Origin of the sequence: Nesterenkonia halobia (assembly GCF_039536005.1) — a bacterium.
In the GTDB taxonomy this organism is placed as follows: domain Bacteria; phylum Actinomycetota; class Actinomycetes; order Actinomycetales; family Micrococcaceae; genus Nesterenkonia; species Nesterenkonia halobia.
Map to the genome: position 1 here is coordinate 1 of NZ_BAAAYG010000012.1, position 13659 is coordinate 13659.

10 protein-coding genes and 1 pseudogene are annotated in these 13659 nt (G+C 70.4%); 2 read left to right on the forward strand and 9 right to left on the reverse strand.

The window, feature by feature from the left end; all coding sequences use genetic code 11:
• Positions 1 to 225, forward strand: a pseudogene (locus ABD652_RS12225) (hypothetical protein); the annotation flags it as partial.
• Positions 226 to 239: 14 nt separating this feature from the next.
• Here ABD652_RS12225 and ABD652_RS12230 read toward each other — a convergent pair.
• From ABD652_RS12230 to ABD652_RS12270, 9 genes are all read right to left on the reverse strand, one after another.
• Positions 240 to 2786 (reverse strand): HAD-IC family P-type ATPase, encoded by a 2547-nt coding sequence (locus ABD652_RS12230; protein ID WP_344721754.1) that lies wholly within the window; start codon positions 2784 to 2786, stop codon positions 240 to 242.
• Between the two features lie 127 nt (positions 2787 to 2913).
• Positions 2914 to 4335, reverse strand: a complete 1422-nt coding sequence (locus tag ABD652_RS12235; protein WP_344721756.1) for an amidase — start codon at positions 4333 to 4335, stop codon at positions 2914 to 2916.
• 92 nt (positions 4336 to 4427) lie between these two features.
• Positions 4428 to 5744 carry a M20 family metallo-hydrolase gene (locus tag ABD652_RS12240; RefSeq protein ID WP_344721758.1) on the reverse strand — a complete coding sequence of 439 codons (1317 nt, stop codon included), beginning with the start codon at positions 5742 to 5744 and terminating at the stop codon, positions 4428 to 4430.
• A gap of 53 nt (positions 5745 to 5797) precedes the next feature.
• A complete protein-coding gene (locus tag ABD652_RS12245; protein WP_344721759.1) occupies positions 5798 to 7330 on the reverse strand; it encodes a sodium:solute symporter family protein in 1533 nt (510 codons plus the stop codon).
• A complete protein-coding gene (locus ABD652_RS12250; RefSeq protein WP_344721761.1) occupies positions 7327 to 7575 on the reverse strand; it encodes a hypothetical protein in 249 nt (82 codons plus the stop codon). Before ABD652_RS12250 ends, ABD652_RS12245 begins: the two co-directional genes overlap by 4 nt.
• A 141-nt stretch (positions 7576 to 7716) precedes the next feature.
• Entirely contained in the window at positions 7717 to 8310 is a 594-nt protein-coding gene (locus ABD652_RS12255; RefSeq protein ID WP_344721763.1) for a hypothetical protein, read from the reverse strand.
• Entirely contained in the window at positions 8303 to 9859 is a 1557-nt protein-coding gene (locus ABD652_RS12260; protein ID WP_344721765.1) for a sodium/proline symporter, read from the reverse strand. The genes ABD652_RS12255 and ABD652_RS12260 overlap by 8 nt, the downstream gene beginning before the upstream one ends.
• Positions 9856 to 10026, reverse strand: a complete 171-nt coding sequence (locus ABD652_RS12265; RefSeq protein WP_344721767.1) for a hypothetical protein — start codon at positions 10024 to 10026, stop codon at positions 9856 to 9858. The genes ABD652_RS12260 and ABD652_RS12265 overlap by 4 nt, the downstream gene beginning before the upstream one ends.
• 288 nt (positions 10027 to 10314) lie before the next feature.
• On the reverse strand, positions 10315 to 11979 hold the full coding sequence (locus ABD652_RS12270; RefSeq protein ID WP_344721770.1) for a PucR family transcriptional regulator: 1665 nt from the start codon (positions 11977 to 11979) through the stop codon (positions 10315 to 10317).
• 144 nt (positions 11980 to 12123) lie between these two features.
• Between ABD652_RS12270 and ABD652_RS12275 the strand changes: the two genes are divergently transcribed.
• Complete coding sequence (locus ABD652_RS12275) at positions 12124 to 13617, forward strand: CoA-acylating methylmalonate-semialdehyde dehydrogenase (RefSeq protein WP_344721773.1); 1494 nt, start codon at positions 12124 to 12126, stop codon at positions 13615 to 13617.
• Positions 13618 to 13659 lie beyond the last annotated feature (42 nt).

Genomic DNA, 13659 nt, shown 5'->3' on the forward strand with positions numbered 1-13659 from the left:
CTCGGCGCTGCTGCTGGAGAGGGTGTGAGGAGCATGAACGGGCACGACCAGCACGACCAGCACGACGGCGGGCGCGACGCCGGTCAGCGCGACGAGCCCGCGGCGCCGCGGCTGGATGCCGCGGCCTTCACCACACTGCGGATCACCGAGGGCGAGGACCGGCTGCATGCGCGGCTGGACCGCCCCGAGACCCGCAACGCGATCGACGCGACGATGATCGGCTGACTGGCGCGCCGACCTCACCACGGCGCCGGGTCCAGCGGATCCTGCTCCACGTGCCGCTCGTGGACGCGCCAAGCCCCCTCGACGACGCCGGCGCCGAGGATGGAGGCGACGAAGGCCGCCGCGAGCAGCTCCGGGCCGGGCATCTCGAACAGGTGGTAGCGCTGGGAGACCGGCAGCAGCAGGACCACCGCCAGCAGCCCGTACATCGCCGCGACGAGGACGATCCGCGGAGCGGTCATCGGCCGCAGCGCCACGGCCAGCACCCACAGCCCGATGACCGTCAGAGCCAGCGTCGAGGCCGTCTGCACTGCGGAGGCGGACTCGTCGAGCATACGTCCGGCGATGCTGACGGCGATGACGCCCAGACAGATCGCCACGGCCATCGGCACCGAGAACAGCACTGATCGTCGCAGGAATCCGGGACGGTAGCGCCGGGTATTGGGCATCAGCGCCAGGAAGAACGCCGGGCAGCCGATCATCAGGAAGTCCACTGTGGAGAACTGCCGCGGCAGGAACGGGAACTCCCAGAACAGCAGCCCGCAGAACAGCCCCAGCAGGATCGCGTAGAGCGTCTTGGTCAGGAACAGGTGGGCGACGCGCTCCGTGTTGGCGATGACCTTGCGGCCCTCGGCGACGACGTCGGGCAGCCGGTCGAAGCGTCCGTCGAGCAGCACCATGCGCGAGACGGCCTTGGTCGCCGGGGCGCCGCTGCCCATCGAGATGCCCAGGTCCGCGCTCTTCAGCGCCAGCGCGTCGTTGACGCCGTCGCCGGTCATCGCGACCACGTGGCCGTTGGCCTGCAGCGCCTGGACCATCGAGCGCTTCTGCTCCGGAGAGACCCGCCCGAAGACCTGGTGGGAGGCCATCGCGCGGCGCAGCCCTTCGGGGTCGTCGGGCAGCTCGGAAGCGTCGACGCCGTGGCCGGCCACCTCCATGCCGACTTCGCGGGCGACGGCGGCGACAGTGCGCGGGCTGTCGCCGGAGATCACCTTCATCTCCACGTGCTGGCGGGAGAAGTACTCCAGCGTCGAGCGCGCGTCGGGGCGGATGTTCTCCTTGAAGGTCAGCAGCGCCACCGGCCGCAGCTCGTCGGGCAGCCGCTCGCCGCGGCCGAGCTCGCCGGTCTCGCCGGGCACCACCGGCCCGTGCAGCGGGGCGTGGGCGAGGATCATCGTGCGCAGCCCGCGGTCGGCCACCTCCTCGGTGCGCTCGAGCAGCTCGTCGACGGCGACGTCGGCGGCGGTCGTCGGCGCGCGCAGCAGCTCGGGCGCGCCGAGCACCCAGTGGCCGGCCAGCTCGCCGGCGTCGTCGGCGAAGGTCACCGCCGACCAGCGCCGCGCCGAGGAGAACTGCACCTGGGAGGTCTCCCGGTGGCGCGGCAGCGCGCGGAAAGGACCGTTCAGCGCCGCGGCGGTGGCGTTGGCGGACTCGTCGGCGCCGAACCAGGCCAGCACCTGCTGCCAGGGCTCGGTGCCCTCCAGCGCCGTCGACGAGCGCGTCGTCGCCGGCGCCGGACGACCGGCGGCGTCCAGCGGCTCGGCGCCGTGGAAGGCGATGGTCCCGTCGGTGAGCGTGCCGGTCTTGTCCAGGCCGACGACGTCGACCCGGGCGAGGATCTCCACCGCCGGCTGCTCCTGGATCAGCACCTGTGACTGGGCGAGCTTCACCGCCGCGACGGCGAAGGCGATGGTGGTCATCAGCGCCAGCCCGGCCGGGATCATCGCCGTCACCGAGGAGACGGCGGTGACCATCGCCTCTCGCCACTGGCCGTCGCGCCAGGCCTCGCCCCAGCCGCCGAAGGCCTGCATCTGCCCGTTGAGCACGACGGCGACGATGGGCAGCAGCACGATCGACAGCCAGAAGGCCACGCGCTCCAGCGCCCGGCGCAGCTCGGAGTTGATCTTCTGGTAGCGCTTCGACTCGGCGGCCAGCCGCACCGCGTGGGCGGAGTCGCCGACGGCGGTGACCTGGAAGCGCCCGGATCCGGCCAGCACTGCAGTGCCGGAGAGCACGCGGTCGTCGCGGCGTTTGGGCACCGCGTCGGATTCGCCGGTGAGCATCGACTCGTCGACGTCGAGGCCGGCCGAGGAGAGCATCACGCCGTCGGCGGGGATCTGGTCGCCGCGGCGCAGCTCGACGACGTCGTCGAGCACGATGTGCTCGCGGTGGATCTCCACCAGCATCCCGTCGCGGAGGACGTGGATGTCGTCCTGGTGCAGCAGCGCGATGGCGTCGAGCTTGCGCTTGGCGCTGTACTCCTGGATGAGCCCGATGATCACGTTGGCCACTGCGGAGATCGCGAAGAGCAGGTCCAGCCAGCGGCCCAGCAGGATGATCACCAGCGCGCAGGCGCCGATGATCAGGTTGAACAGGGTCATCAGGTGGGTGCGCAGGATCTCCAGCACGGAGCGCGAGGTGGTGTGCGGCTGCACGTTGGCCAGCTGCAGCCGCTGGCGCTCGGCCACCTGCAGCGAGTTCAGCCCGCGGGCCTCCAGGGCGGCAGGATCGACGGGCGACCGCTGGGCGGCGGGGTCGCTCTCGTCGGTCTTCTCTACGGCCACTGCGCTTGAACCTCACTGACGCTTCGACGGACGAGTCGGCATCGATCGTCGATCGACCCGGCCATTCTATGCGCGCGGCGCGCAGTGCACGTCAGCCTGCAGGGTGATCCGACGTGCCGGTCGCGTCTCAGCCAGGAGGGGCGGCGCTCTGCGGGCGAACCGCCTCGAGCGCCGCCCCGAGCGCGAAGACCGTGGCCTCGTCGTACGGGTGGCCGACGATCTGCAGCCCGACCGGGACCCCCGCGTGGAGACCGGCCGGCATCGAGAGCGCGGGACACCGGTTGGCCACGTTGAAGGGCACGGTCATATGGGCCTCCCAGTAGTGCTCCACACGCCGGTCCGGGCCGTCGGCGACGTCATGGACGTCGAGTCCCCGGAGGAACGTGCTTCCCGCCGGCAGCGAGGCGACGGCCGAGACGGGTGTCAGGAGCGCATCCGCCCCGTCCATCGCCACGGCGAGTTCGGCCTGCATCCGCTGTTCACGGTCGAGCGTCTCGAACAGCGAGAGGCGAGCCGCATGGGCACGAGCGTCCTCGATGAACTGCCGCGTGTAGTCCTCGGCCGTTCCCTCCCGTCCGCGCAGCAACCGGCTCATCCCGTCGGCCAGCAGGTGGCCGAAGTGCGCCATCGTGGTCCGGCGGATCTCCGCGGTCGTCCACGGCAGATCGACCACGACGACGTCGACGCCGGCCCCCTCGAGCGCCGCGACGGCACCATCGACCTGCCGGCGCACTCCGCGCTGGACGGGGTAGTCGCCCAGGGTCGGGGCATAGGCGATCCGTCGGCCGCGCAGGCTCTCGAGGGCGGCCGCGCCACCGGGGACGGAGACGGACGAGGTGGGCACCGTGGCGTGGTCCTCGGGATGGACGCCGCGGATGACGTCGGTGAGCAGGGCGACGTCGGCCACGGTCCGGGCCATGGCTCCGTCACCGCGATACCAGTCGGCGGCGAAGACTCCGGATCCGGGCACCGCACCGTAGGGACCCTTGTAGCCGACGACGCCCGTGAACGCCGCCGGCAGACGGGTGGAGCCGGCGATGTCCGAGGCTGTGGCCAGCGGGGTCATCCCCGCCGCCAGCGCCGCCGCGGCTCCGCCCGAGGATCCTCCGGGAGTCAGCCCTCGGTCCCAGGGATTGCGGGTGGTTCCCCAGAGGTCGGTGTGGGTGAAGGTCGCGCAGGAGAACTCCGGGGAGGTCGTGCGGCCGTGGATGACACCTCCGTGGTCGCGGATGCGCCGCACGATCGGATGATCCCGCGCGGCGACGGCGTCGGCGTGGGCGCGCATCCCCTGGCTGTGCGAGTGCCCGGCGAGACCATGTTTCTCCTTGGTCGCCACCGGCAGCCCGAGCAGTCGGCGCCCCGGCACCGATGCGCCGCGCCGCCCGAGACGCGCATAGTGGGCGTCGGCTGCGGCCGCCGCGCTCCGGGCCTCCTCCCCCAGCACCTCCATGAAGGCGTTGATCGGCCGTGGGTGGTCGGAGTCCGCATCGATGCGGGCCACCAGGTGATCCAGGTACTCGCTGGGTGCCAGCTCACGGCGGGCGAACATACCCAGCACCTCGACCGCAGGGGCGCGCTCGAGCCCTTCGCCCCCTGCCCCGGTCCCCGCCGGCCGCCGGGGCGCTCCGTCGGTCGCCGCGCTCATGCCGTCGCGCTCCCACCGGGCGCGACGTCGTCGAGATCACCGGCCACCAGGCGACGCAGGACTCCGGTGAGCACGGACAGGCCGGACACCATGTCCGCATCGGAGGTGTACTCCCGCTCGCAGTGCGAGACTCCGTCGGTCGACGGCACGAAGAGCATCACCGACGGAGCCACCCGATTCATGGCCACGGCATCGTGCCCCGCCAGCGTCGCCAGCACCGCGGACTCCAGCCCGTCGTCCCGAGCCGCCTTCTCCGCGAGATCGACTCCTGCGGCGGGGAACCGCTGCACCGGCCGGACGTCGAAGTCCTCCGAGCGGACCTCGACGCCGCGGTCCGCGGCGACCTCCCGGAACCGGTCGAGCAGCAGCCGCCGTGCACGGTCGACGTCCTCGGCCCGATCCGCCCGCAGGTCCACGACCAGGTCCACCTGCCGCGGCACGACGATCGGCGAGTTCGGCTCCACGTCGAGCTGCCCGACCGACGTGACGATGCTCTCCGGCGGGAACGACTCGACCACGGACTCGACGGCGAGCACCACCTGGGCGGCGGCCGTCAGCGCGTCGCGTCGGTCGGCCATCAGCGTCGCACCGGTGTGCGACTGCTCGCCGACCACGCTGACGAGCAGCTTCTGGGTGTGCCAGCTGCGGTCCACCACGCCGACGGGGATGCCCGACCGCTCCAGGCGACGCCCCTGCTCGATGTGGATCTCGGCGTAGGCCGCCGCCGTCGGGCCGGGCGTCCCCCCGCGACGCCCGGTCGCCTCCAGGGCCTCAGCCACCGTGGTGCCGTCCGGGTCCCGCGTCCGCAGCGCGGTGTCCAGGTCCAGCAGGCCGGCGTGGACCGAGCTGCCCATGATGGAGGGCGCGAAGCGCGACCCCTCCTCGTTGAACCAGTCGACCACCGCCACGTTGTGCCGAGGCGACAGCGTCCCGGCCGCGACGTCGGCGTCGACCGCGGCAGCCGCATGCAGCGCGGCGACGACGCCGTAGGTGCCGTCGAAGCGCCCGCCCAGCGGCTGGCTGTCCAGATGCGAGCCCACAAGCACGAACGGTGCTCCGGGGATCCACTCCCGGCGGGCGAACAGGGTGCCGATCCCGTCCCCGGCGACGGTGAATCCGAGCTCCTGCGCCCGCTCCTCGAACCAGTCGCGCACCGCCCCATGCTCGGGCGTGCCCGCCTGGCGGTCGATGCCGCCGCCCGACGTCGCGCCGAAGCGTGAGGTGTGGTGGAAATCCCGGAGGAAGGCGGATGCGGAGAGTGCCGGCGAGTCCTCGCGTCCGGCGGTCTCGTGGGTGGATGTGGAGTCGTTCATGGGACGGGCCCTTTCTCTCGGGGGCGGGGCGGCGCGCGGTCGCCGCGGCACGGTCAGTCGGCGGCGGAGCGCTCCGCCGATTCGTCGGAATCGTCGGCGTCGTCGGCCGCCCAGCGTTCGTCGTCGAAGTCTCGGGCCCGGGAGGAGATCCGGGCCATGATGCCCGCGTCGCGGGACCTGGTGAGGAGACTGACGACGACGAACACGACGATGTTCAGCAGCAGCGAGAGGAGACCGGCGCCGCCGGAGGCGAACGGCGCCGGGACCGTGGCCGGCAGTGCGGTGAACAGGATCAGCGATCCCACGCCGGCCGTCAGTCCGGAGACGGCTCCGGCGACGCTGGCGCGCGTCCAGAACAGGGCTCCGAGCGTCGGCACGATGACCTGGGCGAGGCCGGCGAAGGCGACGAGGCCGATCGTGACCAGCAGGCCCGGCACGTAGAGGGTCATCACGTAGGCGATGGCGGAGAACACCAGGATCGCCCAGCGCCCCACCCAGACCCGGCGGCTCTCCGGCAGGTTCTTCTGCACGTACTTCTCGTGGAAGTCGACGGTGTAGCTCGCCGCCATCGCGTGGACCTGAGAGTTGGCCGTGGACATCGCGGCCGCCGCACCGCAGGCGATGAGCACCAGCGCCAGCGCGATCGGCGCGTAGTCCAGCAGCATCCGGGGCAGGACCTGGTCGGCCTGGTCGACGTCGGGGTCCAGGACCACCGCGGCGTTGCCGATCAGCATCGATCCCACGTAGCTGATCGCCGCCAGGCCCAGCAGGAAGGGCATGAGGTCGAAGAGCCGCGGAGACTTCGTCGCATACATCCGGGTCCACATCTGCGGCCCCATGAAGGCTCCGAGGGGTGTGACCACGAACATCGAGATCCAGGCCATCCAATCGCCGTCGGCGAGGATGAGGTGCTCGGGACGCACCTGCTCGATCTGGTCGAACATCGTCCCCATCCCGCCGACTTCGCCGACCAGGAAGATCCCGGCGCTGATCATTCCGGTGAAGAGCAGCACCCCGTAGAACACGTCCGTCCACGCCACGGCCCGCAGACCGCCCGACCAGACATAGATGATGATGACGAGGTAGAACAGCAGACCCGCGAGCCAGAACGGCAGGACTCCGTCGGAGGCCACCTCCATCAGGTAGGCCCCTCCGGTCAGCTGGATCTGCAGATGCGGCAGGGTGAAGACCAGCAGGATGACCGCGATGTACGTGCCCAGCTTCCGAGACCCGTAGAGTCCGACGAAGAAGTCCCGCGGCGTGACGTATCCGCCGCGCCGGCCGTGGAACCAGATGCGCTTGCCGACCAGGTAGTACATCACACCGAAGAGGATGTTCCAGGCGATGGCGGTCCAGTACAGCGGACCGTCCAGGTAGAAGCTGGCGTTCGAGCCGAGGAACGCGAACGCGCTCCACCAGGTGGCCGCCACCGTGAAGAACACCGCCACGGATCCCATGCCGCGTCCTTGGACGAAGAAGTCCTCGGCGGTGGCCGTGGCCTTCCGCGAGGCGACGGCGCCCATCGCCAGGGGTACGAGCAGGAAGCCGGCGATGACCAGCAGTCCGATGATCTCTGTACTGCTCATGACCGCCCCCTGCCGTTCGTCGTCGCGTCCGGGCCGACGTCGTCGACCTCGTCCGGCCCTCGGCGCCCCCAGCGGGTCCGGTGGCCGACGTACAGCACCACGCACATGAGGAACCAGATCACCACGGTGAAGCCGTAGATGAACGGCAGCCCCAGGATCCTCGGCTCGGCCATGTCATGGAAGAACAGGACCCCGGGGAACTCCATCAGGGCGAATCCCGCCACGATGCACGTCCACAGGGTCACGGCCGTGCGAGTCGGTCGGCGACCGGTCATGTCTCGGCCCTCCTCGTATCGTTCTCTACGTCGTTCTCTGCGTCGATGTCTGCAGTGGTGGTCTCGAGCTGGTGCGCTCTGCGCGGACCGGGCGACCGGAAGCCGCGCGTCTCAGCCCCGGAAGGCGTAGTGCCGGCCGGAGACGGCGTCGACGACGACCTCCACCGGCCGTCCGCTCACCGAGCCGGTGACCCACCAGTTCGGCTTCCCTACCACCAGCGGGTCCCGCCGCAGCTCGAAGGACGACCCCGATCCGAGTCGGCGGCGCCGCAGCAGCACGCTGGTGAGCAGCCGGCAGGCGGTCCCCACGGCCTCGTCCACCGTCACGCGGGCGACGGGCGGCCCGAAACGCGCGGCCCCGTCGCGAATGTCGCGTGCGCTGTACCCGTCGAGTTCCGCGAGCTCCTCGACCGGGACGAAGGGCACCTCCGTCCAAGGTTCGACGACGAAGGCGCGGCCGCCGACCAGATCGACCAGGGCATGCGCCGCCCCCTCGCGCCGGCGACGGTGCCATGCGAGCTCGACGGCGAGCATGGGGTGCAGGTAGAGCCGGGCCTGCAGGGCCGCGGAGGCGCCGGCCCGGCCGAGCCGCGCCCTCACCCGATCCTGCGCCTGATCAGCGTCGACGGCGACCGGCCAGGCCAGCCGCGGGGCGCCCGGTGTGCCGGAGGCCGGCGCCGCGTCGGTCAGCAGCTTCTCAGCCACGGGCGTCCTCGCTCTCGACGCTCGGCCGCTGGGTCGCCAGCGTCGGATCCTCGCCGAGCACGAGCCGCGCCGGCACCGGGCCGACCCGGGAAGTCTCCTCCACGGCGCGCCGCACCCGCTCGGGAACGGGAGCGATCCGGCGCGTGGCCAGCGAGACCACCACGATGGTGGCCGTCGAGCACAGGATGCCCACGACCATCGCGTCGACGCCGAGGGCGTCGGCCGAGCCCATCAGCTCGGCGGAGACGGCACCTGCCGTCCCAGCGAGCATGGAGGAGATGGCCCCGGCGGTGTTCGCGCTCTTCCACCAGACCGCGCACACATAGGCCGGCACGAAGGCCGCGCCGAGCACCGACGTGGCGAAGACGACGATGTCGAAGACGCCCGGCGGCCGGGCCATCGCCAGCACCAGGCCGATCACCGCCAGCACCAGGATGGTCAGCCGTGAGACCCTCACCGAGGCCTTCTCCGACATGTTCTTCTGCACGAAACGGCCCCAGAGGTCCTGGGAGGCGATGGTGCCTGCTTGCAGCAGCAGGGCGTCGGCGGTGGACATGATCGCCGCCATGATGGCGGCCATCACCAGGCCCACCGCGTACGCCGGCAGCACGGTCTCGGCGACCCGGAAGATCGCCATCTCCGGGTCTTCCAGGTTCGGCACGATCAGCAGCGCCATCATGCCCACCAGGTAGGCCCCCGGGATGAAGAGCAGGTTGAAGCCGGTTGCGTAGAGACCCGCGCGGCGTGCGACGGAGGGCCGGCGCATGGACATGTGGCTGACGTTGACGTGGGGCCAGCCCATGTATCCGATCGAGAAGACCAGCAGCGCTCCGAGGATGATCCCCCACTGGCCGGCGAACTCTCCCTCGGCGCCCCACATGGTCAGCAGGTTCTCGTTGATGGCGCCCAGCGCCTCGTGGCCGGCGGTGAGGCCCCCGACGTGCTGCAGCGTCGCCACCAGGATCCAGAGCATCCCGATGACGAGGATGATCGCCTGCACGAAGTCGGTGTAGGCGACCGCCAGGTACCCGCCCATCAGCGTGTAGCCGACGATGACGCCGATGGCGATGACCAGCGCCAGGTCGAGGTCCAGACCGGTGACCATCGCCAACCCCTGGCCGCCGGCGAGCAGCTGAGCCAGCACGTAGAAGAACATGCAGAACAGCGCGATCGGCGCGGCGACCGCCCGCGTCCAGACCGAGGGGTACCGATGCTCCAGATAGCCGATGGAGGTGATCGAGCCGAGCAGCTGCGAGAGCTTGCGCATGCGTCGGCCGAGCACCGACAGGTTGAGTACGCCGCCGCCCAGATCGCCGAGGGCGTACCACATCGAGTAATAGCCCTGGCTGTAGCCGAGTCCTCCGGCGCCGAGGAACATGTAGCCCGACATCGAAGTGCTCTGGAGACGCAGAGCAGTCACAGCCGGGCCCAGGCGCCGGCCGCCGAGCAAGTATCCTTCACGATCCGAGCTGCTGATGCGCGAGACCCAGGCTCCGATGCCCAGCAGAACGAGGAAATAGACGATCAGGAACGTGATCTCGATGTTCATCGTCGCACGCCTCCCTCGCCGGAACCGTCCACGGACGTGGCGTCGTCGTAATCGGCGTCCTCGACGACCCACCTGCGGGTACTCAGGTAGAACACCAGGGTGTAGACGACCCAGAAGCCCATCACCACCCCCATGATCACCGTGGTGCTCATCGGCAGTCCGAACATGGTGACTGCACCACCTCCATAGTCGGGACCAGACTCCTGCAGAGCGGCCACATCGACAGTCCAGCGATGTGACTCACTACACATTCTGCTGCGCCCATCCTGCCGCATCGCCTCACGGGCGTCCGGGGCAGACTGTCACCCGATGACCTTCCTGCTTTACAAGATGTCAAAGCCCGCTCCACACCGGGCACGGCATCGATGAACGCCGCCCCTGCCACGCAGCCGGTCGCCCCCGCACGAAGGACGCGCCGGAATCACACGGAATCGCCGAATGCGGCAACGCGACGATCACACGTCGGCCAGAAGACCCCCTGGCTGTTCATGACCGTCCAGCGCAGACCGTGCATCGATGATCATCAGCGCGACGTGGAGGGAGGCGCGGGACTCACCGTCCTCCAGGGAGACGCCCAGCGTCTCGACGATCCGTCTCAGGTGTGCATAGAGAGCGGGCCGGCTCATGTGCAGGCGCTGGGCGACAGCCGTCTTGTTGCCCCCGCACTCCAGGTAGGCGCGGAGCACATCGACCGACCGCCCTTCACGACGAATATCGTCCAACAGCAGTGGGCCCAGCTCAGCCTCCGCGAAACGTTGGACTCTGGGATCGTCGCGAATCAGCGAGGACAGCCCGCGCAGGCGCAGTCCGGAGAAGGAGAAGCAGACGTGATCGGGCGCTCTCAGAGCGGCGGCCGCAGCGGCGGCCTGAGCAGATACCCGAGTCGCCAGAACCGCTCGGAAGACATCCTCGGAGGGGTCGGCGAACCCGGCCACCAAGCCATCGAGACCTGTGGTGCGGCTCAGCTGGGTCCGCATAGCCTGCCCCAGCCTCTCCAACACGGAGCCCGGCGCCTCCTGCCCGTGCTGGAGGGCCAGGACCAGGTCCACGCGCGCTTCCCTGCCGAGCGACACCAGGCCTGTGTGGCCCTGCGACCGGACGGTCGCGGCCAGCACGTCGCGCATCCGGTGCTGCAGGCTCAGGCCGCCGTCGGGCTCCGGGTCGATGCCTCGCCGCTCTCTGTTCAGGCCGCTCGGCACCACTGCTGTGACTGCCACGTACTGATCAGCACGGGCCATACCCAGTGCGACGGCGCGCGCTTCTATCTCCCCGGATGTCAGTCGACCCTCGAGCACATCGTCGAAGAGGTCCCGGTGCGCCCGGTGCTCCAGCTCCTGCCCGCCATACTCCTGCATGCGCTGCAGGTGCAGGGCCTGGGCGGCACGGCCGAGGACCATCTCGACTCGCGCGGGCGGCAGCTCCGCATCCACCGCGACCAGGCGTGCCCACGGCTCCTCCACCGGCCCGACGTCGACGGACGCCCAACTGCTGCGACCGTCCCCGTCCTGCTCCCGCGCCGTCGCGTCCCAGTCCTTCAGGAGATCATCGAGCGGCCGACCGGCACCTGCGACGGCGACGGCCCGGTGCATCGGATCCTCAAGCACCACCGGCACCCCGAGCAGATCGGCAGAGGTGGCGACGATGCCCCGCGGGGGCTCGCGGTGCATGGCCAGATCGGTGAAGGTCTCGTAGACCCGGCGGGCAAACTGGACTTCCTCGTACTGCTGGGCGACGAGCCGGCGATGCACCTGCTCGGTGATCTCGACGAAACGCACCTCGCGGCGCAGCGCCACCAGCGTCAGCCCCAGGGAACGGGCCAGCTCCGGCACCCCGTCCGGCATCACGTCACGCCGATCCCCTCCCTCGGGCACCGGACGCTCGACGAGCACACCGACCGCTCCGGCTTCGGCGAGGCCGCGCAGGTGGCGTGCGGCGTCGCGGCGCAGCGCCACGCCGGTGGTGAGGACCAGCTCGCCGCCGCGCAACAGATGGGTCACGTCCTCGATGTCGATGCTGTGGACCCAACGCACCGCACGTTCCACCCCCTCATCGCTGAGCACCAGCGGATCGCCCGCCTGCACGACATCCAGGTCCAGAATCTCTGACACGGTGACAGTCATTGACACAGTGTAAATCTGTGTCAATAAGCTCATACAGGATGCGGTCCGTCACATGGCGAGGATCCTGGAACGCTGGACGGAGAACCGCACGGGAGACCCCACGACGGGTCCCGGCACGGCCCCCAGCCACGAGGAGCAGAGCACATGCCCACCACTGTCACCCACTGGCGCGCCGGCGAGGCCTTCTCCGGCCGGTCCGCCCGCACCGCCGAGGTCACCGACCCGGCCACCGGCGAGGCCACCGCTGAGGTCGCCCTCGCCGACGTCGACGACGCCGGCGCAGTCATCGAGGCCGCCCGCGAAGCATTCCCCGCCTGGCGCGACACCTCGCTGACCCGCCGCACAACGGTGCTCTTCGCCTTCCGGGAGCTTCTCAACGCCCGCAAGTCCGAGCTGGCCGAGATCATCAGCCGCGAGCACGGCAAGACCGTCTCCGACGCCCTCGGCGAGGTGGGCCGCGGCCAGGAGGTCGTGGAGTTCGCCTGCGGCATCGCTCACCTGCTCAAGGGCGGACACACCGAGAACGCCTCGACGAAGATCGACGCCTACTCGATCCACCAGCCGCTGGGCCCGGTGGGCATCATCAGTCCCTTCAACTTCCCGGCCATGGTCCCGATGTGGTTCTTCCCGATCGCCATCGCCGCGGGGAACACCGTGGTGCTCAAGCCCTCCGAGAAGGACCCTTCGGCGTCGCTGTGGATGGCCGAGCTGTGGAAGGAGGCGGGCCTGCCCGACGGCGTGTTCAACGTGCTGCAGGGCGACAAGACCGCCGTCGACGAGCTGCTGACCCATGAGGCGATCAAGGCCGTCAGCTTCGTCGGCTCCACGCCCATCGCCGAGTACGTGTACCGCACCGGCACCGAGGCCGGGAAGCGTGTGCAGGCCCTCGGCGGGGCGAAGAACCACGCGATCGTGCTGCCCGACGCCGACCTGGACCTGGCCGCCGACGCGATGACCTCGGCAGGCTTCGGCTCGGCCGGCGAGCGGTGCATGGCCATCTCCGCCTGCGTGGCGGTCGGCGACGCCGCCGACGAGCTGGTGGCCAAGATCGCCGAGCGCACCCGTGGCATCACCATCGGTCGCGGCACCGACGAGCCCGGGATGGGTCCGCTGGTGACGAAGGAGCACCGCGACAAGGTCGCCGCCTACGTCGGCGCCGGAGAGCGCGACGGCGCGCACCTGGTCGTCGACGGGCGCGGACGCTCCGCAGAGGGCATGGAGCACGGCTACTGGCTGGGGCCGACGCTCTTCGATCACGTCGGCGAGGAGATGAGCATCTACACCGACGAGATCTTCGGCCCCGTGCTCTCGGTGCTGCGCGTGGAGAGCTACGACGAGGCCCTGGAGCTGATCAATCGGAACAAGTACGGCAACGGCACGGCGATCTTCACCAACGACGGCGGCGCGGCCCGGCGGTTCCAGAACGAGGTCGAGGTCGGCATGGTCGGCATCAACGTGCCGATCCCGGTGCCGATGGCCTATTACAGCTTCGGCGGGTGGAAGGCTTCGCTCTTCGGCGACTCCCACGCCCACGGCGCCGACGGCGTGCACTTCTACACCCGCACCAAGGCTGTCACCAGCCGCTGGCTGGACCCCAGTCACGGCGGCCTGCAGCTCGGCTTCCCGCAGAACGGCTGACCGGCCCCGACCCGAGCACCTGATCCGCGCGGGATCCGCACG

Bases quoted from the DNA above. Each gene is read 5' to 3' on its own strand.
- ABD652_RS12235 (WP_344721756.1), bottom strand. From the start codon at position 4,335: ATGTTCGCCCGCCGTGAGCTGGCACCCAGCGAGTACCTGGATCACCTG.
- ABD652_RS12240 (WP_344721758.1), bottom strand. From the start codon at position 5,744: ATGAACGACTCCACATCCACCCACGAGACCGCCGGACGCGAGGACTCG.
- ABD652_RS12245 (WP_344721759.1), bottom strand. From the start codon at position 7,330: ATGAGCAGTACAGAGATCATCGGACTGCTGGTCATCGCCGGCTTCCTG.
- ABD652_RS12260 (WP_344721765.1), bottom strand. From the start codon at position 9,859: ATGAACATCGAGATCACGTTCCTGATCGTCTATTTCCTCGTTCTGCTG.
- ABD652_RS12265 (WP_344721767.1), bottom strand. From the start codon at position 10,026: ATGTTCGGACTGCCGATGAGCACCACGGTGATCATGGGGGTGGTGATG.
- ABD652_RS12270 (WP_344721770.1), bottom strand. From the start codon at position 11,979: ATGACTGTCACCGTGTCAGAGATTCTGGACCTGGATGTCGTGCAGGCG.
- ABD652_RS12275 (WP_344721773.1), top strand. From the start codon at position 12,124: ATGCCCACCACTGTCACCCACTGGCGCGCCGGCGAGGCCTTCTCCGGC.